The organism is Chromobacterium piscinae (genome assembly GCF_021129175.1).
Taxonomy (GTDB): Bacteria; Pseudomonadota; Gammaproteobacteria; order Burkholderiales; family Chromobacteriaceae; genus Chromobacterium; species Chromobacterium piscinae.
On the sequence record NZ_JAJOHV010000066.1, the window covers coordinates 1 to 20,703 of the forward strand.

Genomic DNA, 20,703 nt, shown 5'->3' on the forward strand with positions numbered 1-20,703 from the left:
CAGCTACGACTACAAGCCGGTTTATACCCAGCAGAATCATGACAGCAGTCGCGTGGATCAAGGCCTGACGGGCCAATCCTTGCAAAGCAGCCTGACGCAGTACGACGCGCCGGGCCTGTACTATGCCGGCGATGAAGAACAATTGGGCCATTACGCCGAGCTACGGCAACAAGCTAGCGACCTGCAGGCCAAATCCTTCAGCGGCAGTGGCTCAGTACGTGGTCTATTGCCGGGCGAGTGGTTTCGCCTGGACGACCACCCCGCGCACGAGACCGACAGCCACGAGCAGCGCGAATTCGTCGTCACCGACCAAACCTTCCATGCCCGCAACAACCTGCCGACAGAACTAGCCCAATATGTCGGCGCGGAGCAAAACGCGGCTCCCTTCAACACCTCGATACACACCCAGCGCCGCGGCATCCCATTGACGCCGGCCTATGCCGGCACCGAACACGCCAAGCCAAAATCCCACGGCATGCAAACCGCCACCGTGGTTGGCCCGGCCGGCGAGGAAGTCCACACCGACGAACAAGGCCGCATCAAGATCCAATTCCATTGGCAGCGGCCCGATGAACACCCCGCCATCGGCGCGGCGATGGACGACAAATCCTCGTGCTGGGTCCGGGTGGCGATGCCATCGGCCGGCGTCGGCTGGGGCCACCAGTTCATCCCACGCATCGGCCAGGAAGTGCTGGTGGACTTCATCGAAGGCGATATCGACCGACCAGTGGTGCGCGGCGTGGTCTACAACGGCAACCACCCGACGCCAGACTTCAGCGGCGCAGGCGCGCTCCCCGCCAACAAGACCCTGTCCGGCATCAAGAGCAAGGAGCACCAAAGCAGCGGGTACAACGAACTCTTGTTCGACGACACCCCCGGCGAAGTACGCGCCAAGCTGTCCAGCGAACCGGGCAAGACCCAGCTCAACCAAGGTTTCCTCACGCATCCCAGAAGCAACGGCAAGGCGCAGCCGCGCGGCGAAGGTTTCGAACTGCGCACCGACCACCACGGCGCCATCCGCGCCGCCCACGGCCTGCTGCTGTCCACCGAGGCGCAGAACAGCGCCGGCGGCAAACAACTGGCGCGCGAGCACGCGCAAAGCCAACTGCAGTCCGCAGTCGCCTTAAACCAAGCCCTGGCTGAAACCGCCACCACCCAACTGGCCGATACCATGGAAACCGGGCCCGACGAAATCGGCCCGGACAACGCCAAGGCCGGCAAAAAAACCGCCGGCCACGCGCAGCATCAGCTGGATGCTCTGGCCGCCTGGGAGGCGGGAAGCAATACCGACAAAGACGGCAAAACGGCGAAAGATCAATCGGGCCAACAGCCGCAGCTGATCTTGTCCGCACCAGCAGGCATCGCCAGCCTGACCGAGCTGAGCCAGACACTGGCGGCCGGGACCAATCTGAACATCGTTGCGCAACGCGACGCCAACCACACCACCGGCCGGCGCTGGCTCCACAACGTCGGTAAAAACATCAGCCTGTTCGTGGCGGGAGTAAAAGATAAAGTGGCGCTGAAGCTGATTGCCGCCAAGGGCAAGGTGCAGGTGCAAGCACAGAGCGATGCGATGGAAATCACAGCAGATCAGGATGTGACGATTACTTCATGCAAGGAACGGATTGTCGTCAACGCCAAGCAGGAAATCCTGGTCACAGCCGGCGGCGGCTATATCCGCATCGCCGGCGGCAACATCGAGGTGCACTGCCCCGGCACGGTCAGCGCCAAGGGCGCCAGCCATGATCTGAGCGGGCCGGCGAGCATTGATGTCCCATCGCCATTCCTTCCTCAAATAGGCATTAGTGATCAGCAATTGCATCTCATTCACCATGGAACTGATATTCCAATGCCACACACACCTTATCGAATTATCTTTTCAAGCGGGAAAGTTCATGAGGGCATCACTGATGAAAATGGCTTGACACAAAGATTTCAAAGCCCAAAGCATGAAAACTTTGATATAGAAGTCTTTGATCACGGAAAAGAGATTGAATAAAAATGAAACCTAAAAACCCTATTGCAAAAAGTAAATCTGCAGGAAAAACCGATGGGATTGAAAACTCATTACTTCGCTGTGAAGTGAATGCCAACTCTGGAGAGTGGATAAAACCTAATAGTTGCGAAAAATTTCATATCACAGCTGATGCAAAACTCCCAGAGATTTCTTTTGAGTTCAAAACGGATTCCCCACCTCCCTATATACTAGAGTGGAGTATTCGTTGGATTGTACAGTCGTGCCCACAGAAGAAAAACAAACCGAGATACAAACCAAAGCATGCAAAAACATACACCGCTCATGGCAATCAAAATCTGACTGAAAAAAAATGGATCGCAAACTTAAATAATCAGATTCTAGGAGGTGAACTTACAGTAAATATAAAAGCTGGGGATGATAAATTTAGAAGGACAGTTTTTATTCTTGGCACTGAACCCGGAAAAGTGCTAGTCTCCGCTTACCTTGACAGCACGCCAGATTCAGACCTTGCAGAGCTAGTAAAGAAAATATTCAAACAAGAGACAAATTTCACACATTATTACTCAGATGAAATGCCACTAGTCTCATTTGACAATGGCTATGGGCTTGGACAAGCCACCAACCCTACCCCTGACTACGAGCAAGTATGGAATTGGAAAAAGCATACAGATGGCATTCTGTCAATTATCAAATCCAAGCGCACACTAGCGAAGAAATATATTTCACAAAACCATAGCACTTATACGCAAGAGCAACTCGATTTAGAAACGCTTGCGTATTACAATGGCGCAAATTATCACTACCATATATGGGATGCAAAAACACAGAATTGGGTTGTAAATACCAATATCATTTGCGAACCCAAGGAATCTAACAAAGGATGGGACACGGCCAAAGAAGAGAATAAGGATAAAACACTCGATGAGCTACGGAAAAACAAGAAAAGCAAACCAATATATACAGGACGCTGTTATGCAGAACATATTAAGAATGCTCAATAGACTCCTTCTATCTCTTTCAGCAGCACTATCAGTAGGCTCATATGCATTTGCAACCAATACAATCCAAGCAAAAGAGACAATCAAAATAAATGAGCACACATCTATAACATTAGAGTACAGAAAAGATCATTATGAAAAAATAACAGTTGAAAAAGATGGCGAGAAGATAAAAAAAATAATATTCCAGATACCAAGAGGCCGTGACCCAAGCATGGTCGGCGCTGAAAAATACAATAAATTTATTCTTTCAAAACCTATAAAAAATAAAAATGGTTTTTTTATTCCTGCTCTTTTTGTTCTCAGAACAAATAGCGGCTCTACTAATGGTCAATGCGGAACAGGGACAGAAATATGGCTTAAAGTAATTAAAGTGAAAAACAGTTCAGTCTCCATAAATAACAGTGAGCTTGTACAGAGCTGTGGAAATGATATTTATTTACAAGATAATGGTAGTGGAAAAATAGAAGATGCATTCCAAGAGGCTGAAGGGGAAATTATTGTGAAATGGCTAAGCCATCCCCAAAACAACGGCGATAGCTACTCTCAAACCATTCCACTTGATTGAACCCACTGAACCACTATTCTACTTGGCACCAAAATTACTTTTTAAGCGATTCAAGCACCCAATTTTATAAAAACTGCCACCCATAACCATCACCCTCCCGGCTCACCACGCCCGCAGACGACGCGCCAAAGTGGGCGGTAAATACGGTGGCCTTGTGTTCACAGGCGTAGTCCAGCAGCCAGCGGCGGGAGGCCCGCGCGCCGTCTTGCTCTCGGCAGAAAGCGGAGTTCCATTCCGGGTGGTAGACCTGAACCGGCGAGTGCATCGCGTCGCCGGTGAAGATGGCGGTTTCGCCTGCCGAGCGCAGCGAGATGGACATGTGGCCGGCGCAATGGCCGGGCGTCGGGTTAAAGTGGAAGGCTTCTTCGTAATCGTCCCCCGCAGCATCAATGCCCACTCCCTGGCCGCTGGCCAATACCGGTGCCACGCTGTCGTCAAACACGATGCGGCGCTTGTCGGCCTCCGGCGTGGCGAAGAAGTCCAGCTCGCCCTGCGGCATCACGTAGCGGGCATTGGGGAAGGTTGGCACCCAGCGGCCCTCCACCAGCCGGGTGTTCCAACCTACGTGGTCGGCGTGCAGATGCGTCAACAACACGTGGTCCACATCATCCGGCGCTATGCCCAGGGCAGCTAAGCGTTCCAGAAACGGCGTGCGCAGCCGGTGGAACATAGCGCTGAACGGCCGTTCCTTGTCGTTACCCAGCCCGGTGTCGATCAGAAACACCTTGCCGCCCAGTTCCACCACCCAGGTATGCACGCTGAGGATGATGTGCTCGCCGCTGTCGTCCAGCAGACCGCGCAATTGCGGCTGCTCATCCAGCACGCCGTCGCGCCAGTCGGCGTACAGGTAGGCCGGAGTGATGCCGGTGAGCAGGGTGTCGGTCACGCGCGTCACGCGGGCGTTGCCGATGCGGTAGGTTTGGGCGTTCATCATGGTTCTCGATTGCCTGGGTGTCGCGGGATATGGGTCTACTATCCCGGAAAATAGCCATGCCTTCCAATGCTGATTTATGATTTTGTGATAATTTAAAAGCATCACAAAATCGGGAGCGCCATCATGGAGCTGCGGCATCTGCGTTACTTCGCGGCGGTGGCCGAACATGCCAGCATGCGCGCCGCGTCGGAGCGGCTGCACATCACCCAACCGGCCATTTCACGCCAGGTGCAGGATCTGGAGGACGAACTGGGTTTTGCGCTGTGCACGCGCTCGCCGCGCGGGCTGCGGCTGACGCCGGCCGGGGAATGCTATCTGCGCGATGTCGGCAAGATTCTGGCGGCGCTCGACGCCGCTGCGGCGGCCGCGCTTCGGGTCGCCGACGGCGCGGTCGGACAGCTGCGGCTAGGCTATGTGGAAAACGCCGGCTGGGATGGCACGGTGCCGCAGGCACTGCACCGCTTTCAAGCCGACGCGCCGGAAGTGAGCCTGTCGCTGTCCACGCTGAACAGCCCTGAGCAGTTGGACGCCATCGGCCAAAACGCGCTGGACGGCGGCTTCATCTACCAGCTGGACCCGCTGCCGGACGGCTTCGCCTCGCTGCCGCTGCTGGAGCAGGACGTGGTGCTGGCGCTGCCGCGCGCCTGGCGGATAGAGCACGACGAGGCGCAGCCGTTCGACCTGCGCGCGCTGGCCGGGCGGCCCTTCGTATCGTTCCCGCGCGCCGTCTATCCCGCCTACCACGACCGCCTGTTCAGCGCCTGCCAGCAAGCCCACATCCGGCTGAACGTAGTGCAGGAGCAGCCCACCGAGGCGGCGATGCTGTCCCTGGTCTGCGCCGGCATCGGCGCCGCCATCGTCAACGCCGCCAATCTGGCGCGCCCGCCGGCGCAGGCAAGGTTTTACCGCCTGCAGAACCTGTCGGTGCCGCTGCCGCTGTGCTTCGCCTGGAAGCGCGGAAGCGGCAACCCGGCGCTGGCACGCTTCGTCGAGACCTTGCGAACCACCGTCAGGATCGCCGAGGCCTGAAGCGCGGAGCAGTGCACAACATATCCTCTCAACAAAACCTATCTAACAGGCCAGACAGGAAGCCCGCCTGACCGACGCGCCCCCTCTCATCCGAAACTCCAGAAAATGGCCATCGTGCGGGATAAGCACCCTGATTTCGGCATTAGAACAATGGCATATATCTGTGTAAAATACGCTCCAGATTTCGGGAGTTCGCCAAGTCCAACATGCGACGCTAGCGATCCCGGCATTTTCTACCGCGGCAAGGCGCAACTGAATACATGGCCCACTCTTTGGCGGAAAAAGCGCTGCTCTACTGGCACAGCGTTGAATTCTTCACGCATTACGACCTGGAAAAAACGATAGAGGAAAGCCGGGAGGATAAGCGCCCGGAATTCCACCTGGACCAACCGTCAATCGATGGAGTGTGGCAGCAATACAGCCAGCGAAAATGGACCGTCTATCTGGCGGTCTTCGATATCGGACAGGCTTGCCGCTTGGTTGCCGAACTGGTCAACGGGCCGGATCTCAACGACCTGATCCGCCAGCGCGACGAAGAGATGGCGCCGGAAGGACGATCCTGCTTCGCCAAGCTGCCTGTCGCCGCCGACGGCACGCCCGATTTCAAGGCGCTTAGCCTATCCACCTTGCCCTGGGCTCTGGGCCAGCTGCGCCGCGGCAAAATGAACGCGCTCTGCGCAGAATCCTTCGAGCAAGCGGCGGAAGATCTGCGCCACCAAATGGCATCCAGTTGGTCTTGCCAGGAAGAGCCGTCACTGACTCCGACCTATCTGCGGCAGTTGGCCGACATGCTGCTTACGTGGGCGGGTGCCGGCATGCCACTGACGTCCCCGGCCTGGATTGATGTCGTCGGCAAGCCGGCGCCGAAAGACGTCGGGACCACCGACACGCATCGGGACAACGATGTGCAGGAGGATGTCCCCCCGTCGTCGGACGAACTTCCCATTCTCAACAGCTTCTACTTCCACGACCTGACGCTGGCGCGAACTTCCTTGTCCGGCAGCCAGGCACCCAACCCACTACGCAGCTACCTGCAGCACGGCGGCGTGCCCAAGCTGGATCTGGAAAGTCCCGCCGGCGAAGCCCACATCCGGCAAAGTCTGGCCCCGGAAAACTTCAATGCCGGCCGCTGGCCGTCAGAACCACATCAACTGCAGTCGCTGATGCAACAGTTCTCTCTGAACAAGCTACTGGCCTTGTCGCCGGGCGACATCCTGTCGGTCAACGGGCCTCCGGGCACCGGCAAGACAACCTTGCTGAGGGATCTAATCGCCGATCTGATCGTACGGCGCGCATCCGAACTGGCCAAACTGACACAGGCCTCGGACGGCGTCACTGGACAGACCGTCACAATAGTCTTCGGCAACGGCAAGCAACGCACCATTCCGCTGCTGCATCCCACCCTCACCGGCAGCGAGATCGTCGTATGCTCGTCAAACAACGGCGCTGTGGAGAACCTCTCCCTGGAATTACCGCAGCAAGAAGGACTGGCGGAAACCTTTCAACCCAGCCTGAGCTATTTCCAACCGGTGGCTGCCAAATACGCTGGCACCCGGAAAAACCTGGCCTGGGAGCCGCCGGTCAAACCAGTCTGGGGCCTGGTATCTGCCGCGTTGGGCAAATCGGCCAACCGCAAACGCTTCGGCGACATCTTCGGCTATCGCGCGGTCGACCCCAAACAACGGCCGGCCAAGCAGTTTCTAGCCAAGACCAAGGTGAAGTTGAAGGATTGGGACGAGGTCGGTGCGATGAGTTTCTGGCGCTTTCGCGAGACCCAGAGCAAAACGGTGCCCAGCTTCTCCGAAGCCAGGCAGCGTTTTCAACAGGCGGCACGGGATTACCAAGACTGCCTGCACGCACACACCCAATTGCGCCATCAATGGCTGGAGCTGCTACGCTTATGGGGGCAAGCCCGCCAAGACATCGCCTCTCTGCTGCCACTGGACGCGGATAGGCAAAGCCTGGACTTGCTGGCAGATTTGGAGCTGCAGATTCAGCTGCTGGCTAACCAGCAAATGCAGAAAGAGCAGTTGTTAGGCCCGGGGTGGCTGCGCTGGCTACTCAAGTGGCTGCGACGAGCGGAGTACCGCGACTGGCTGGCCACCCGGCAGCAAGCCCTGCTGATACAGGGCCTGCGCTCCGCCCTGAGAGTGGTACAACGACTACAGCAAACCTGTGGCCCGGTTCATCTGTGCGATGGCAAGCCGCTGGACAGCACTCGCAACCAGGAGAAAACCTTCTGGCAGGGCCAGGAATACAATCAGCGCCGTAGCGAGCTTTTTGCCTCGGCTATGGACCTGCATCAGGCCTTCTTCCTAGAAGCCGCTGAGAATGAGACCCTGTTCGCGCTGGGCGATCTGCTCAGCCGTCCGGTCAGCTCCGGACCGGCTCTGGCGCTGTGGCAGTGGCTGTTTCTGCTGACGCCGGTGGTCTCCAGCACCTTCGCCTCGGTTCGCCGCCAGTTCCGGGGCGTGGGACCCGGCAGCTTCGGCTGGCTGGTTGTGGACGAGGCGGGACAAGCCGTCCCTCAGGCGGTGATCGGCGCTATCGTCCGGTCGCAACGCACCGTCGTGGTTGGCGATCCGCTGCAGATCGAACCTGTGGTGACCATGCCCAGCAAGCTGATAGACAAGCTGGGAGAGTACTGGCTACAGGATCAGGCCGGGCATTACGCGGCACACCAGCATTCGGTGCAGACACTGGCCGACCGCGCGCACGCCTACGGCGTCAGGCATCCCCATCTGGAAGACCAGTTCATCGGCATCCCACTGGTCGTCCATCGGCGTTGCGACAATCCAATGTTCGACATCGCCAATCGCATCGCCTACCGCCAGCGCATGAAGCACGGCAAAGATGGACGCATCGCCACCCATCCGGTGCTGGGCCCCAGCGCATGGTGGGATGTGGCCGGCGCCGCCATGGACAGCAAATATGTGAAAGAGCAGGGAGAGCGAGCGTTCGACGCGCTGGTTTCGCTCTATCGGGCGGAAGCGGCGGCAGGCCGCGACGGCCTGCCCGATGTCTACGTGATCACGCCATTCCGCGAGGTGAAACAAGGTCTGCTCAAACTACTGCTCGACAAGAAACAGTGGCAGCAACGCCTAGCCGAACATCAGCTGCCACTCCCCGATCTCACCGGCTGGCAAAACCGCATCGGCACCGTACACACCTTCCAGGGCAAGGAAGCGGCCATCGTCCTCTTCGTGCTGGGCTGCGACGAAACCAGAATGGGTGCGGTCGCCTGGGCCTCCTGCCAACCCAATCTGCTGAACGTAGCGGTCACCAGGGCGAAAAAGCATTGCTACATCATCGGCAACAAGGCGTTGTGGAGCTGCCAGCGCTATTTCGACACGGCCGCGGCGCTGCTGGACGCAGCCGTTGCCGATCACGAGGCCGCAGCATCGGCCAAGGGCCAACGGCTCGGCAGCGCCGTCCCGCTCTGCTGAGCCGTTGGCTGCCTCGAGTCCTACCTGCTCCATAGAGCAGCACATCGACAAGACGATTGGCAATAAAACGGGTTTTCACGCCGCCAAGGGGGCTAGCGATACGCATCTCCCCGTTTTGTCTCTCCGGCCCGGGCCAGGCTGCCGCTCCCATCGATCCCACCTGCATCAGTGAGCCGGAGTGTCTGAACCTGTCAGGGGAACTGATGCTCGCCAGCGCTATCACGCTGAGCCAGCGCGCCGGATTGCTGGTGCCGGCCACCAGCAATCTGTTCGACATCCTGCACGGCGAGGCTCTCGGCGAGCGTTTCAATCTGCTGGCCGGCATGCGCTCCGGCATCGCCCGTTACCGGGCGCAGCGCCGGGACGAGCAGGCCGGCAAGGCGGAGCAGGCGCTGACCACACTGCTACGCCACCGGGACGCGGCGGCGGGATAGATCGCCGACAACGACGCGCCGCTTACAGCTTGAACCGCCCGATCAGGCTTTCCAGCTCCTCGCCCAGCCGCGCCAGCGCCACTGTGGCCTGTTGCGCCTGGTGGATGGAGTCGTCGGTCTGCAGCAGCATGCCGTGGATGTTTTCGATGTGGCGGGCGATCTCCTGGCTGGCGCTGGATTGCTCGGCGGTGGAGACGGCGATGTCCCCCACCGCGCGCACCACTTGCTGCGCCTGGCCGCTGATCTGCTGGATCGATTGCGACGATTCGCCGGCCAGCCTCACGCCCTGCTCCACCTGCTCCAGCGCGCCGTTCATGCTGTCGGAGGCGTGGGTGGTGTCTTTCTGCATGGTCTGGATCACGTCGGAGATTTCCAGCGTGGCCTTGGCGGTGCGCTCGGCCAGCTTGCGCACTTCATCCGCCACCACGGCGAAGCCGCGGCCCTGCTCGCCGGCTCGCGCCGCCTCGATCGCCGCGTTCAGCGCCAGGAGATTGGTCTGGTCTGCGATGTCGCGGATCACCGACACGATGCCGGAGATGCGGTCGGAACGCTGCTGCATGCCGCCCAGCACGTCAGCCAGCTGGCGCACGGTATTGGCGATGCGGCCGATCTCCTCCGCGGTGGCGTCCACATTGGCGGCGGCCTGGTTGGACAGGGTATCCGCCTCGCGGGCGCGCTGCTCGGCCACCCGCGCCGATTCGGCGATGTGGGTGACGCTGACCGACAGCTGCTCGACGCTGGCGGCGGTGGCGTTGGCCGCCTGCGACTGGCGGGCGGAGCTGTCGCGGATCTGGCCCACGTCGCCAGTCAGCTGGCGCACGGACCCCAGCATGCCGCCGGCGTGGCCGCGCACGTCCAGCATCATCCGGCGCAGCGAGCCGGTAAAGGTGTTGAATGCGCCGGCGGCCTGGCCGATCTCGTCGCGGCTGGCGATGGACAGCTCGCGGGTGAGGTCGCCGCTGCCGGAGGCCAGCTCGGTCATCGCCCCTTGCAGCCGGCCCAGCGGACGTAGCAGCTGGTTCAGCGTGGCGCCCAACAGCAGCAGGATCAGCGCCAGGATGCCCAGGCTGATGAAGGCGGACTGCCAGCTGGCCGCGCGCACCGGGGCGAAGGCCTCGTCCTCCGGGATGGAGATGCGCACCGCCCATGGCGTGCCGGCCTCGCCCACCACGATGGGCATGATGAAGTGGCGGAAGCCGTCGTCGCTGCGGTATTCGGCCGGGCGGCCGTCCTTGATCGCTGCCTTGGCCTCGGCTGGCAAATCCGGCGCCGGCTTGCCGTTCAGGCCGGGCTGGCGGCCGGCCAGCTGCACGCCGCCATTGGAATACAGGCTCATGAAGCCGGCGCCGTAGGGTTGCACCTTGGCCGCCATTTCCTGCAAGTGGCCCAGCGCGATGTCGCAGCCGGCCACGCCCAGCACCTTGCCGCCGATATTGAGCGGGAAGGAGATGGTGCCCATCAGGATCTTCACGTCCGGATCGACATAGGGCTCGGTCAGCATCGGCTTGCCGGTCTTGCGCGGCTCGGTGTAGTAGGCGCTTTCGTCCACGCCGTCGCTGCCCCATACCACGTCCACCTTGCCCGCCTTGCGGAACCAGTACACGCCGTAACGGCCGGTGTGGTCGTTTTCCGGCTTGCCGGCCAGCTCGGCGTCGCGGCCGTCGAAGGCGTTGGGCTCCCAATCCACCCAGTAGCCGACCGCGTCCGGGTTGTTGGGCAGCTGGCGCTTCACCACCTCGGACAGCAGCGAGCGGCCGTTAGACGGCAGCGCCGCCTTCACGCCGGCGGCGGCCTCGGCCATCGCCTGCGCGGAATCATAGGTCTTGCCCAGCATGCGCTGTACGCGGCCGGCCTCGCTGCCCGCCAGCAGGCGGGCATGCTCCAGCACCGCGCTCTCCGCGTTGCGGTAGCTATTGTAGATATTGGCCCCCGCCAGCACGGTAAAGCCGATCAGGATCAACAGGCCGGAGCCGGCCAGTATCTTGCCCTTGATGGTTGCAATCATGGTTCACCTCTTGCCGGATAAACCGCCCGCCCGATGACGGTCCGTCCGATTGTCTGCGTATTCATCGCGGAATGAGAATCGATAGTCGCCCCAGACGCCCGCTCCCCCAGCTTGGAAGGTAACGCAGGAAACGTTCTAGCACAAAGGGATGATTACCGATGCCGCGCAAGGGGGGCGATGATACGCCCCGGCCCGCCGGCTGGCCACCCGGCTACCAGCAGGCACGCTTGAACAGGCTGAGCCGGTTGACGCGGAACAGACGCGCCGGCCGCTGGCTGCCGCCCTGGAACTGGTCGGTGGCGATCAGAATGTCGGCCTGATCGACGGCCTCACCCGGATTCATGTCGCCTACCTTGATGCCCAGCCGCGAGCGGAAGGTGCCGCGCGACACCGTTTCGCCAAAGATCTGCTCATAGGTGCGCTGCAGCTGGGTCAGCGTGAATTGCTCCGGCAGCAGCCAGCACGGCAGCGTGGAGTAGCTGGCCTTGTTGCGCACCCGCTCCGCCGCGGCGCGGATCTGTTCGGAATGGTCAAAGGCCAGCTCGGGCAGTTGGTCGACATCATAGAAGTGGAACACCTCGCCGCCGGACTGGCGCAGCTCCTCATGCGGCATCAGCGCCACGTGGGAGATGGCCGCCGACCAGCCGCGCGGATCGCGCGCCGCGCCGGCGAAGGTGCCCAACTGTTCCAGATAGCGCGGCTCGACGCCGGTTTTCTCTCGCAGCACGCGGCGAGCGGTGTCCTCGGCGGTAGCGTCTTCTTCCGGATGCACGTAGCCGCCGGGCAGAGCCAAACAGCCTTGGAACGGCGGGCGGCCGCGCATGTGCAGCGCCGCCTGCAACTTGCCTTGGAACAAGGTGAGCAGCACCACGTCGACGCTGACGATGGGGGTGGATCGGGAAGTGTGCATGGCGTATTCGTTTTTGCTTGTTGATGATATTTTCGCCCACTTAGTTGCAAAGTTCAACTAAGAGTGGATATACTGCGCACAAGTTAGTTGAAATAACCAACTAAGAAACCTGAAAACACCAACCTCCAAGACCGCACCCAGACGCGCGCACAAAGGATACCGCGATGATCACTGCCAGCTACCTCACCCGCGATGGCCAGCCGCAAACGCTGCGGCTGGATCTCTTCACCTTCCCCGGCGGCGAAGCGCACGCCACGGTGCAAACCGGCGCGCCGGCCGCCGCGCTCAGCATCCGCGCCGACCTGCGCGACGCCGGCGCGATCATCTCCCTGCTAATGGCCACCGACGCGCTGCGCCGCGCCTATCCCGGCGTCGCGCTGGAACTGCAGCTGCCCTACGTGCCCTACGCCCGCCAGGACCGGGTGGCCAATCCGGGCGAGGCGCTGTCGGCCAAAGTATTTTGCGCGCTGATCAACCAGCAGGGCTACAGCCGGGTCGTGATCCAGGACCCGCATAGCGACGTAGTCACCGCACTGCTGGACCGAGTGGAAGTGGAAGACCCGTTGCCGGCCTTGCGCCGCGCGCTGGAGGCCATCGGACCGGCCACGCTGGTGGCGCCCGACGCCGGCGCCCGCAAACGGGTGCAGAAGCTGGCCCGTTTGCTGGACTGCGGCGCCGTCTTCGCCGACAAGACGCGCGACACCGCCACCGGCAAGATCAGCGGCATTGAGCTGCACGGCGCGCTGCCGGATGGCCCGCTGCTGGTGGTGGACGACATCTGCGACGGCGGCGGCACCTTCGTTGGCCTAGCCGAGGCCATCGCAGCGCGCCAAACAGCGGAAGGCAAGGCCGCGCCGCTGTACCTGTACGTGACCCACGGCATCTTCAGCCGCGGACTGGATCGGCTGCTGGAGCATTTCGACGCCGTGTTCGCCCGCAATGACTGGTGCGGCGACGCCCGCTGCCGCCTCGTTTGAGAGCATCAGCAAAACAAAGCCCCAGAAGACAAATAGAAGGAGAAGCATGATGACCGCCCCGAAAGCCGCCCAAGACAAAAACCAACTGGTCCCGTTCAACCTGGCCGACTTCTACAAGACCAGCCACCCGGCGATGTATCCGCGCGAGACCACCCGGCTGGTCGCCAACTTCACGCCGCGCTCGGCCAAGTACGCGCCGGTGCTGCCGCAGCTGTTCGACGACAAGGTGGTGTGGTTCGGACTCCAGGGCTTCATTCAGGAATACCTGATCGACCTGTTCAACCGCGAGTTCTTCCAGCGCCCGAAAGCGGACGCGGTGCGCCGCTACCAGCGCCGGATGGACGCCGCGCTCGGCGCCGGCGCGGTGGACGGCGGCCGGCTGGAAGCGCTGCATGATCTGGGCTACCTGCCGCTGGAAATCCGCTCGCTGCCGGAAGGCGCGCGGGTGGACATCAAGGTGCCGCCGGTCACCTTCTCCAACACCCATCCGGACTTTCCCTGGGTGGCCACCTATTTTGAAACGCTGTTCAGCTGCGAGAGCTGGAAGCCGTCCACCGTGGCCACCATCGCCTTCGAATTCCGCAAGCTGCTGACTTACTTCGCCGCCCTCACCGGCGCGCCGCAGGATTTCGTCGCCTGGCAGGGCCACGATTTCTCGATGCGCGGCATGAGCGGCGTCCACGACGCGATGCGCTGCGGCGCCGGCCACCTGCTGTCCTTCACCGGCACCGACACCATCCTGGCGCTGGACTACCTGGAAGACCACTACGGCGCCAACGCCGACCGCGAGCTGGTAGGCGGCTCCATCCCGGCCTCAGAACACAGCGTAATGGCCTTGCGCATCCTTCTGACCCTGCAGCGGCTGGCGCGGATGCCCGAAAACCAGAACCTCGACGACAAGGCGCTGCGCCGCTTGGCTGAGCGTGAAGTGGTGCGCGAATTCGTCGTCCGCGACTACCCGGCGGGCATGGTCTCCATCGTGTCCGACACCTTCGATTTCTGGAACGTGGTCACTGTCATCGCCCGCGAGCTGAAGAACGATATCCTGGCGCGCCAGCCCGACGCGCTGGGCAACGCCAAGGTGGTGTTCCGCCCGGACTCCGGCGACCCGGTGAAGATCCTCACCGGCTATCGCGACGACGAACTGCTGTTCGACGCCATCGGCAACTACACCGCGCGCGACGATGGCCGCCCGGTCAGCGAAGCCGAGCGCAAAGGCGCGGTGGAATGCCTGTGGGACATCTTCGGCGGCACTGTCACCGAACGCGGCTACCGCGTGCTGGACAGCCACGTCGGCCTGATCTACGGCGACTCCATCACCCTGCCCCGCGCCCGGGACATTCTGAGGCGGCTGGCGGACAAGGGTTTCGCCTCCTGCAATGTGGTGTTCGGCATCGGCAGCTTCGTCTACGGCATGAATTCGCGCGACACCTTCGGCTACGCGCTGAAGGCGATCTACGCCGAGGTGGACGGCGAGGCCGTCGACATCTACAAGGACCCGGCCACCGACGACGGCACCAAGAAATCGGCGCGGGGCCTGCTGCGGGTGGAAGAAGAGAACGGCCGCTACGTTCTGTACCAGCAACAGACGCCGGCCGAGGCCGACTGCGGCGCGCTGCTGCCGGTGTTCCGCGACGGTGAATTATTGGTCAAGCAAACGCTGGCTGAGATTCGCCAGCGGCTGCAGGCGTCATGGGTCTGCCCGGCAGCCGGTAGCCTGGACTGGAATGCGTAGAAACACCGCCCGCCGCCCGGCGGGCTTGCCGTTGTAAGGCAAAATGCCGATACTGATACGGCAAATGCCTATGGAGGCCGCCATGTCCCAAGCTCTGTTCAAACCCGATGCCGGCTCGCTGCCGGAGCAGCCGCGCGCGCCGGCGCTGCGTTTCGCCCGGCTGTCGCGCATCATCGGCCAGAAAGTGCGCTCCGACCTGGAAGTGGCGCGCTATGTCGCCAACGGCGCCGACACCGGGCTGATAGACCAATTGGCCGACCAGGGCCTGACCCGCAAGGAGCTGGAGTTCGTAATCCCGGCGCGCACGCTGTCCCACCGCATCAAGAAGCACGAAAAGCTGAGTCGCGACGAATCCGAGCGCGGGGTGCGGGTGGCCAGCCTGCTGGTGCTGGCGCAGCAGGTGCTGGGCGAGGAGGCCACCGGCTGGCTGCGGCAGCCGCTGCGCCGCTTCGATGACGCCAGCCCGCTGGAAATGGCGCAGACCGAGCAGGGCGCGCGGCTGGTGGAAAACCTGCTGGTCCAGATCGACGAGGGCTACGTCGCTTGATCGCCTGGCGGATCAGCAATTACGCCGATCTAAACGGCCTGGGCGGGCTGCGCGCCGACGGCCGCTGGCATCACGCCGGCCGGCCTATCGTCTACCTAGCCGACCACGCCGCCAGCGCGATGCTGGAAATGCTGGTGCACAGCGAGCTGCGCCGCCTGCCGGCCAGCTTCCAGCTATTGAAAGTGGAGTTGCCGGACGACGGCATGCTGGACCTGGACCCGGCCGCGCTGCCCGCCGCTTGGCGCGCCCGCCAGGAAGACACCCGCCGCCTGGGCGACGCCTGGCTGGCGCAGGCGCCCAGCGCTCTGCTGCGGGTGCCGAGCGCGCTGGCGGTGGACGGCTGGAACCTGCTGCTCAACCCGCAGCACCCCGATGCCGGCCGCTGCCGGATTCTCGAAGCCATCGCCGCGCCGCTGGACGCGCGGCTGCGCCAGTCCTGAAGCCCGTTTTCGCCGCGGCCCGGCTCAGCGGATCTCGATGTCCGCCAGATGATAGGTGCCGGTGCGGTTTTCCTGGCAGAACACCCTGGCCTCTACGGTGACGGTCCTCCCCTGGTAGCGCGCCATCCCTTCCTGGTTCAAGGCCAGCCGGTCCAGCGTCTGCCCGCCGCAGGCGGCGCCGTCGTCCAGCCGCAGCGGGCGGCGCAGCCTCAGATAATGGGCGCGGAACAGCGTGCCTTCGGCTTTGCTGCCGCTTGAGATCGGCCCGGTGACGGTGCCGCGCAGCGTGAGTCGGGTGTCGCCGTCAGCGCGCACCGTCATGGCGGCGGCGGCATGGCAGTTGGCCAGCAGGCACAGGCTGGCGATCAGGCGGGTGCGATGATGTGTCATGGTTCTCTTGGCGGAACGTAGGGGCGGCTCGCCGGGCCGCAAAAAATAAGCGATGGGTTTTACCACCCCACCGCTTATGTCATCGGCGTTTCCGCCTGTCAATGTAACTATGCCCGTCAGCGGCCGGCCAAGCCCTCCAGCACCTTGCTGGACAAGGCCTGCGGCTGGGCGGTGACGCGCAGCAGGTGGCGCAGCGCCGGATGCGGCGGCCGGTGCACGGCGATGCCCTCGGCCAGCAGCTGGCGCTGGATGGCCTCGGACTGCGCGGCGTTGGGATAGACGATGCTGACGAAATTGGTGTGCGAGGGCAGCACGGTCAGGTCGCGCTCGCGCAGCGCGTCGGCTAGCTTGTCGCGCAGCAGCACCGTGGCCTGCACCAGCTGGCAGGCGTAATCCGGCGCGTCCAGCACCGCCGCCGCCGCGTGCTGGGCGATGCCCGACAGCGCGTACTGCGGCCGGATCTGGTCGGCTTTGGCGATGATGTCGGCCGGCGCCAGCGCGAAACCGACGCGCAGGCCGGCCAGCGCGTAGGCCTTGGACAATGTGCGCAGCCGCAGCGTATTGGCCAGCACGCCGAAGGGCGGGGCGTCCTCCGGCAGGGTACAGAAATCGATATAAGCTTCGTCCAGGATCAGCAACGTCTGCGACGGCAGCTGCTGGCGCAGCGCCTGGATGTCGGCCGCCGACCAGTAATGGCCGGTGGGATTGTCGGGATTGGCCAAGTAGACCGCCACCGCGCGCTCGGCCTGCGCCACTTCGCACAGGCGGGCGAGATCGGGCCGCAGGCCCACGCCCTGCGCCTGGTACGGCACTTCCAGGATGCGGGCGCCGACGCCCTCGGCGAAATAGCGGAAGGCCGGGTAGGTGCCGGCGCTGCACACCACCGCGTCGCCGGCGTTGCAGCGCAGCCGCAGCGCCAGCAGGATCAGGCTGTCGGCGCCGCAATCGAACAGCACCTGGCTGCTTTCCAGCCCAAGCCGCTGCGCCACCCGCTCGCGCAGCGCCAGCGCGTACGGGTCCGGGTACAACCGGGCCAGCTCGGCCAGCGCCTCGCCCCACGGCTCCAGCAGCGGCGAGGCCGGCTTCACCATGCTCTCGTTGGCGCCCAGCCGGCTGACCACCTTGCGGCCCAGCGCCGCCTCCAGCTTGGCGATGCCGGGAAACGGGTTGACGATGGTATGGTGTTCCAGATGACGCGCGTAGTGGGGCATGGCGGCTCCTATTCCCGGGAAACGACGGCCCATTCTAGGCCAAGCCCCGTTCAGACAAGCGATTGCTTGGAAATATCCTTATGTCGCCGCGCTCAACGAGAAGCCGAAGCGTCCGCCTTCGGCGCGGAGGCATCCGGTTTAACGGCATGGGCGGCCGGCGGCGGCGCCTTCTTGGGCTGCTGCGGCAACACCAGCGGGCCTTTGTAGCCGCAAGCGGCCAGGATCAGGGTCAAACTTGCGCAAGCGAGCAGGGTACGCATACTGATGGCAATCCGATATGGCAAAATCGACATACTAGCAAAACCTTGCCGGGCGGTGTTGCCGCCGCCGGCGCCATCAGGGAAACATCATGACCGAAAGCGAATTCCTGCAACTGAGCGACGACATCTTCGACCGCATCGAGCAGGCGATAGACCAACACGGGCTGGACGCTGACACGCTGCGCCAGGGCAATGTGCTGGAGATCGAGTTCGACAGCGGCGACAAGGTGATCGTCAACCGCCACGCCGCCAATCAGGAAATGTGGATCGCCGCCAAGAGCGGCGGCTACCACTTCTCCCGCCGCGGCGAGGACTGGATCGCCAGCCGCGACGGCTCGGAATTCTACGCGACGCTGGCCGGGGCCATCCGCGCCGGCAGCGGCGAGGCGTTCGACTTCGCGGACTGAGCCTCAGCCGGCGACGGCGTGGCGCAACATCGCCACGGCCACACCGGCGACCAGGATAGCGAAGCCGCGCGACACCTGCCGCTGCGCCAGCCGCCGTATCAGCCAGCGGCTGGCCGCCATGCCGGCCAGCGCGGCGGCGACGAAGGCCAGCGTGGGCAGCGCCGGCGGGCTCGCCCCGTGCCAATAGGCGGCCAGCGCGCTGCCGCCGCTGACCAGCGCGATCACCAGCAGCGAGGTGGCGACGATGGCGTGCATGCCCAGGTCGCTGAGCCGGCGCAGCGCCGGCACGATGACGAAGCCGCCGCCGACGCCCAGCAGACCGGTCAGGAACCCGGTGAACGCGCCGACGCCGGCCAGCGCGGCGATGCTGGCCGGCCGCCACGCCAGGCGGCCGGTTTCCGGCCTCACCCGGCACAAGGCTCCGCGTCCGTCCCGCGCCTCCGGCCCGTCTCCCGCGCCGAACCAGGCGCGCCAGGCGACGATCAGCAACACCAGCGCGAAACCCGCCGCCAGCCAAGCGGCCGGCAACAGATGCGCCGCCCGCACGCCCAGCTCCGAACCCGGCAGGCCGCACAGCGCCATCAGCGCGGCGGCGCGGTAGCGCACCTCGCCCCGCCGCCAGCCCTCCCAGGCGCCCAGCGCCGCACCAGCCGCCACGGCCAGTAGCGCCACCGGCGCCGCCTGCTGCACACTCCAACCCTGGGACGCCATCAATGCCGGCACCGCCAGGATGCCGCCGCCGGCGCCGGTCAGGCCCAATACCGCGCCCACCAGCGCGCCCAGCAATAAGGTCAGCGGCATGGCGGTCTGAGTCGTAAAATCGTCACGATGAAATTTCTAAAAGAAATATGCTTATAACAGTATATTATTTCAGCCGGCCAGCGCGCCATGCCCGGAGGACAAGATGACCGCCCAGATCGCCAGCTTCTTCGACGCCGCCACCGGCACCGTCAGCCACATCGTCTACGACCGCCCCGGCGGCTGCGCCGCGGCGATTGATCCGGTGCTGGACTTTGATTTCCGCTCCGGCCGCACCTCGCGCGCGTCAGCCGACCGGCTGCTGGCCTTCCTGGCCGAACAGCGGCTGACGCTGCAATGGATACTGGAAACCCACGCCCACGCCGACCACTTGTCCGCGGCCCCCTATCTGAAAAGGCAGGCGGGCGGCCGCATCGCCATCGGCGCGCGCATCGTCGAGGTGCAGGCCATTTTCGGCCGAGTATTCAATCTGGAACCGGCCTTCCGCTGCGATGGCTCGCAGTTCGACCATCTGTTCCAAGACGGCGAGACCTTCCGCATCGGCGAACTGGAGGCCCGGGTGATCGCGCTGCCCGGCCATACGCCAGCCGACGTCGGCTACCAGGTGGGAGACGCGGTCTTCGTCGGCGACACCCTTTTCATGCCGGACGTGGGCACCGCGCGCTGCGACTTTCCCGGCGGCGATCCGGCCGAGCTGTACCGCTCCATCCGCAAGCTGCTGGCGCTGCCAGCCGAAACCCGGCTGCTGATGTGCCACGACTACCCGCCGGCCGGACGCGAGCCTGCCTGGTGCTCGACCGTGGCCGAGCAGCGCGCGGCCAATCTGCACGCCCGCGACGGCGTCGACGAAGCGGCCTTTGTCGAGATGCGCAAAGCGCGCGACGCGATGCTGGCCATGCCGCAGTTGCTGCTGCCGGCGGTGCAGGTCAACATCCGCGCCGGCATGCCGCCGCCGGCCGACGACAACGGCGTCCGCTACCTGAGGCTGCCGCTGGACGCGTTCTGAGCGCGGCGGGCGCTTTCGCGCTTCGCCAGATCCAGCGCCTTGGCGCGCGCGGCCGCGTCGCCCTGCGCGCCGGCCCGGGCGTACCAGCGTATCGCCGCCGCAATGTCCCGCTTCACGCCTTGGCCATGCTCGTACATGCTGGCGATCAGATACTGCGCGCCAACGTCGCCCTGCTTGGCCGCCTCCTCGTACCAGTAGGCGGCCAGACGGTCGTCCTGCGGCGCGCCGCGGCCGAGGAAATATTGGGTGGCGAGGTCGATCTGCGCCGGCAGATAGCCCTGGCGGGCCGAGAGCTGGAACCAGCGCGTCGCGTCCGCCAGCGACTTGGGCAGGCCGTCGCCGCGTTCGGCCAGCAGGCCCAGCGCATGCTGCGCCCGGTCCAGCCCCTGCTCCGCCGAGCGCTTCAGCCAATACACCGCCCGCGCCTTGTCCACCGCGCCGGCCTCGCCCTTCCAGTCCATCATCGCCAGGTCGAAGGCCGCCACCCGATCGCCGCGCTCCGCCGCCTGCCAGAAGGCGATGCGGGCGGCGGCCAGATGGCCGGCCTGGTATTCGCGCCAGCCTGGCACCTCCGGCTCCGCCGCGCCCGCGCTCAACACCGCCAGCAGCAGCGCCAACAGGATTCCCAATCTCATAGGCCCTCTCCCCGTCCATGCCGGTTGGTCGCCG

At 63.5% G+C, this 20,703-nt stretch carries 20 protein-coding genes; 12 read left to right on the forward strand and 8 right to left on the reverse strand.

Going from position 1 to position 20,703, the window contains the following annotated elements; genetic code table 11:
* The 3 genes from LQR33_RS16670 to LQR33_RS16680 form a co-directional block, all read left to right on the forward strand.
* On the forward strand, nucleotides 1-1,999 hold a 1,999-nt coding region (locus LQR33_RS16670), incomplete at its 5' end, for a DUF2345 domain-containing protein (RefSeq protein ID WP_231469792.1).
* Nucleotides 2,000-2,001: 2 nt separating this feature from the next.
* Entirely contained in the window at nucleotides 2,002-2,979 is a 978-nt protein-coding gene (locus tag LQR33_RS16675) for a hypothetical protein (RefSeq protein WP_231469794.1), read from the forward strand.
* Nucleotides 2,969-3,544 carry a hypothetical protein gene (locus tag LQR33_RS16680; RefSeq protein WP_166441593.1) on the forward strand — a complete coding sequence of 192 codons (576 nt, stop codon included), beginning with the start codon at nucleotides 2,969-2,971 and terminating at the stop codon, nucleotides 3,542-3,544. Before LQR33_RS16675 ends, LQR33_RS16680 begins: the two co-directional genes overlap by 11 nt.
* Nucleotides 3,545-3,608: 64 nt before the next feature.
* Here LQR33_RS16680 and LQR33_RS16685 read toward each other — a convergent pair whose 3' ends face one another.
* A complete protein-coding gene (locus LQR33_RS16685) occupies nucleotides 3,609-4,478 on the reverse strand; it encodes an MBL fold metallo-hydrolase (RefSeq protein WP_231469795.1) in 870 nt (289 codons plus the stop codon).
* Nucleotides 4,479-4,601: 123 nt separating this feature from the next.
* On the opposite strand from LQR33_RS16685, the gene LQR33_RS16690 reads away from it, so the two are divergent.
* The 3 genes from LQR33_RS16690 to LQR33_RS16700 all read left to right on the forward strand — a co-directional run bounded on the left by LQR33_RS16690 (nucleotide 4,602) and on the right by LQR33_RS16700 (nucleotide 9,387).
* Entirely contained in the window at nucleotides 4,602-5,507 is a 906-nt protein-coding gene (locus tag LQR33_RS16690; RefSeq protein ID WP_231469797.1) for a LysR family transcriptional regulator, read from the forward strand.
* 260 nt (nucleotides 5,508-5,767) lie between these two features.
* A complete protein-coding gene (locus LQR33_RS16695) occupies nucleotides 5,768-8,953 on the forward strand; it encodes a DEAD/DEAH box helicase (protein ID WP_231469799.1) in 3,186 nt (1,061 codons plus the stop codon).
* Between the two features lie 203 nt (nucleotides 8,954-9,156).
* The gene (locus tag LQR33_RS16700; protein WP_166441589.1) at nucleotides 9,157-9,387 is read left to right on the forward strand and encodes a hypothetical protein; all 231 of its coding nucleotides are present in this window, start codon (nucleotides 9,157-9,159) and stop codon (nucleotides 9,385-9,387) included.
* A gap of 22 nt (nucleotides 9,388-9,409) precedes the next feature.
* Here the strand turns inward: LQR33_RS16700 and LQR33_RS16705 are convergent, their stop codons facing one another.
* Both LQR33_RS16705 and LQR33_RS16710 read right to left on the reverse strand, forming a co-directional pair.
* A complete protein-coding gene (locus LQR33_RS16705; RefSeq protein ID WP_231469801.1) occupies nucleotides 9,410-11,392 on the reverse strand; it encodes a methyl-accepting chemotaxis protein in 1,983 nt (660 codons plus the stop codon).
* Between the two features lie 211 nt (nucleotides 11,393-11,603).
* A complete protein-coding gene (locus LQR33_RS16710; protein ID WP_231176360.1) occupies nucleotides 11,604-12,302 on the reverse strand; it encodes an NUDIX hydrolase in 699 nt (232 codons plus the stop codon).
* A gap of 164 nt (nucleotides 12,303-12,466) precedes the next feature.
* On the opposite strand from LQR33_RS16710, the gene prs reads away from it, so the two are divergent.
* From prs to LQR33_RS16730, 4 genes are all read left to right on the forward strand, one after another.
* A complete protein-coding gene (gene prs, locus LQR33_RS16715) occupies nucleotides 12,467-13,279 on the forward strand; it encodes a ribose-phosphate diphosphokinase (protein WP_221667836.1) in 813 nt (270 codons plus the stop codon).
* Nucleotides 13,280-13,325: 46 nt separating this feature from the next.
* Entirely contained in the window at nucleotides 13,326-15,014 is a 1,689-nt protein-coding gene (locus LQR33_RS16720) for a nicotinate phosphoribosyltransferase (protein ID WP_231469803.1), read from the forward strand.
* An 82-nt stretch (nucleotides 15,015-15,096) separates the two neighbouring features.
* Nucleotides 15,097-15,561 (forward strand): antitoxin Xre/MbcA/ParS toxin-binding domain-containing protein, encoded by a 465-nt coding sequence (locus LQR33_RS16725; RefSeq protein WP_231176365.1) that lies wholly within the window; start codon nucleotides 15,097-15,099, stop codon nucleotides 15,559-15,561.
* Nucleotides 15,558-16,001: an RES family NAD+ phosphorylase gene (locus LQR33_RS16730; RefSeq protein WP_166441583.1), complete on the forward strand. Its 444-nt coding sequence runs from the start codon at nucleotides 15,558-15,560 to the stop codon at nucleotides 15,999-16,001. Before LQR33_RS16725 ends, LQR33_RS16730 begins: the two co-directional genes overlap by 4 nt.
* A gap of 24 nt (nucleotides 16,002-16,025) precedes the next feature.
* Here the strand turns inward: LQR33_RS16730 and LQR33_RS16735 are convergent, their stop codons facing one another.
* From LQR33_RS16735 to lptM, 3 genes are all read right to left on the reverse strand, one after another.
* Nucleotides 16,026-16,391: a hypothetical protein gene (locus LQR33_RS16735; protein ID WP_166441582.1), complete on the reverse strand. Its 366-nt coding sequence runs from the start codon at nucleotides 16,389-16,391 to the stop codon at nucleotides 16,026-16,028.
* A 116-nt stretch (nucleotides 16,392-16,507) separates the two neighbouring features.
* Nucleotides 16,508-17,602: a pyridoxal phosphate-dependent aminotransferase gene (locus LQR33_RS16740; protein ID WP_221663732.1), complete on the reverse strand. Its 1,095-nt coding sequence runs from the start codon at nucleotides 17,600-17,602 to the stop codon at nucleotides 16,508-16,510.
* A gap of 92 nt (nucleotides 17,603-17,694) precedes the next feature.
* Nucleotides 17,695-17,895, reverse strand: coding sequence for an LPS translocon maturation chaperone LptM (gene lptM / locus LQR33_RS16745; protein WP_166441580.1), 201 nt, complete (start codon nucleotides 17,893-17,895; stop codon nucleotides 17,695-17,697).
* Nucleotides 17,896-17,948: 53 nt separating this feature from the next.
* Here lptM and cyaY point away from each other — a divergent pair, with 53 nt between their 5' ends.
* Nucleotides 17,949-18,269: an iron donor protein CyaY gene (cyaY, locus tag LQR33_RS16750; protein ID WP_231469815.1), complete on the forward strand. Its 321-nt coding sequence runs from the start codon at nucleotides 17,949-17,951 to the stop codon at nucleotides 18,267-18,269.
* A 3-nt stretch (nucleotides 18,270-18,272) separates the two neighbouring features.
* On the opposite strand, the gene LQR33_RS16755 is transcribed toward cyaY, so the two are convergent.
* Nucleotides 18,273-19,070: a sulfite exporter TauE/SafE family protein gene (locus LQR33_RS16755; RefSeq protein ID WP_231469805.1), complete on the reverse strand. Its 798-nt coding sequence runs from the start codon at nucleotides 19,068-19,070 to the stop codon at nucleotides 18,273-18,275.
* A gap of 103 nt (nucleotides 19,071-19,173) precedes the next feature.
* Here LQR33_RS16755 and LQR33_RS16760 point away from each other — a divergent pair, with 103 nt between their 5' ends.
* The gene (locus tag LQR33_RS16760) at nucleotides 19,174-20,034 is read left to right on the forward strand and encodes an MBL fold metallo-hydrolase (RefSeq protein ID WP_221663730.1); all 861 of its coding nucleotides are present in this window, start codon (nucleotides 19,174-19,176) and stop codon (nucleotides 20,032-20,034) included.
* Here the strand turns inward: LQR33_RS16760 and LQR33_RS16765 are convergent.
* Entirely contained in the window at nucleotides 20,004-20,669 is a 666-nt protein-coding gene (locus LQR33_RS16765) for a tetratricopeptide repeat protein (RefSeq protein ID WP_231469807.1), read from the reverse strand. The genes LQR33_RS16760 and LQR33_RS16765 overlap by 31 nt on opposite strands.
* Nucleotides 20,670-20,703 lie beyond the last annotated feature (34 nt).

Bases quoted from the DNA above. Each gene is read 5' to 3' on its own strand.
- LQR33_RS16675 (WP_231469794.1), top strand. From the start codon at position 2,002: ATGAAACCTAAAAACCCTATTGCAAAAAGTAAATCTGCAGGAAAAACC.
- LQR33_RS16680 (WP_166441593.1), top strand. From the start codon at position 2,969: ATGCTCAATAGACTCCTTCTATCTCTTTCAGCAGCACTATCAGTAGGC.
- LQR33_RS16685 (WP_231469795.1), bottom strand. From the start codon at position 4,478: ATGATGAACGCCCAAACCTACCGCATCGGCAACGCCCGCGTGACGCGC.
- LQR33_RS16690 (WP_231469797.1), top strand. From the start codon at position 4,602: ATGGAGCTGCGGCATCTGCGTTACTTCGCGGCGGTGGCCGAACATGCC.
- LQR33_RS16695 (WP_231469799.1), top strand. From the start codon at position 5,768: ATGGCCCACTCTTTGGCGGAAAAAGCGCTGCTCTACTGGCACAGCGTT.
- LQR33_RS16700 (WP_166441589.1), top strand. From the start codon at position 9,157: ATGCTCGCCAGCGCTATCACGCTGAGCCAGCGCGCCGGATTGCTGGTG.
- LQR33_RS16705 (WP_231469801.1), bottom strand. From the start codon at position 11,392: ATGATTGCAACCATCAAGGGCAAGATACTGGCCGGCTCCGGCCTGTTG.
- LQR33_RS16710 (WP_231176360.1), bottom strand. From the start codon at position 12,302: ATGCACACTTCCCGATCCACCCCCATCGTCAGCGTCGACGTGGTGCTG.
- prs (WP_221667836.1), top strand. From the start codon at position 12,467: ATGATCACTGCCAGCTACCTCACCCGCGATGGCCAGCCGCAAACGCTG.
- LQR33_RS16720 (WP_231469803.1), top strand. From the start codon at position 13,326: ATGATGACCGCCCCGAAAGCCGCCCAAGACAAAAACCAACTGGTCCCG.
- LQR33_RS16725 (WP_231176365.1), top strand. From the start codon at position 15,097: ATGTCCCAAGCTCTGTTCAAACCCGATGCCGGCTCGCTGCCGGAGCAG.
- LQR33_RS16735 (WP_166441582.1), bottom strand. From the start codon at position 16,391: ATGACACATCATCGCACCCGCCTGATCGCCAGCCTGTGCCTGCTGGCC.
- LQR33_RS16740 (WP_221663732.1), bottom strand. From the start codon at position 17,602: ATGCCCCACTACGCGCGTCATCTGGAACACCATACCATCGTCAACCCG.
- lptM (WP_166441580.1), bottom strand. From the start codon at position 17,895: ATGTCGATTTTGCCATATCGGATTGCCATCAGTATGCGTACCCTGCTC.
- LQR33_RS16755 (WP_231469805.1), bottom strand. From the start codon at position 19,070: ATGCCGCTGACCTTATTGCTGGGCGCGCTGGTGGGCGCGGTATTGGGC.
- LQR33_RS16760 (WP_221663730.1), top strand. From the start codon at position 19,174: ATGACCGCCCAGATCGCCAGCTTCTTCGACGCCGCCACCGGCACCGTC.
- LQR33_RS16765 (WP_231469807.1), bottom strand. From the start codon at position 20,669: ATGAGATTGGGAATCCTGTTGGCGCTGCTGCTGGCGGTGTTGAGCGCG.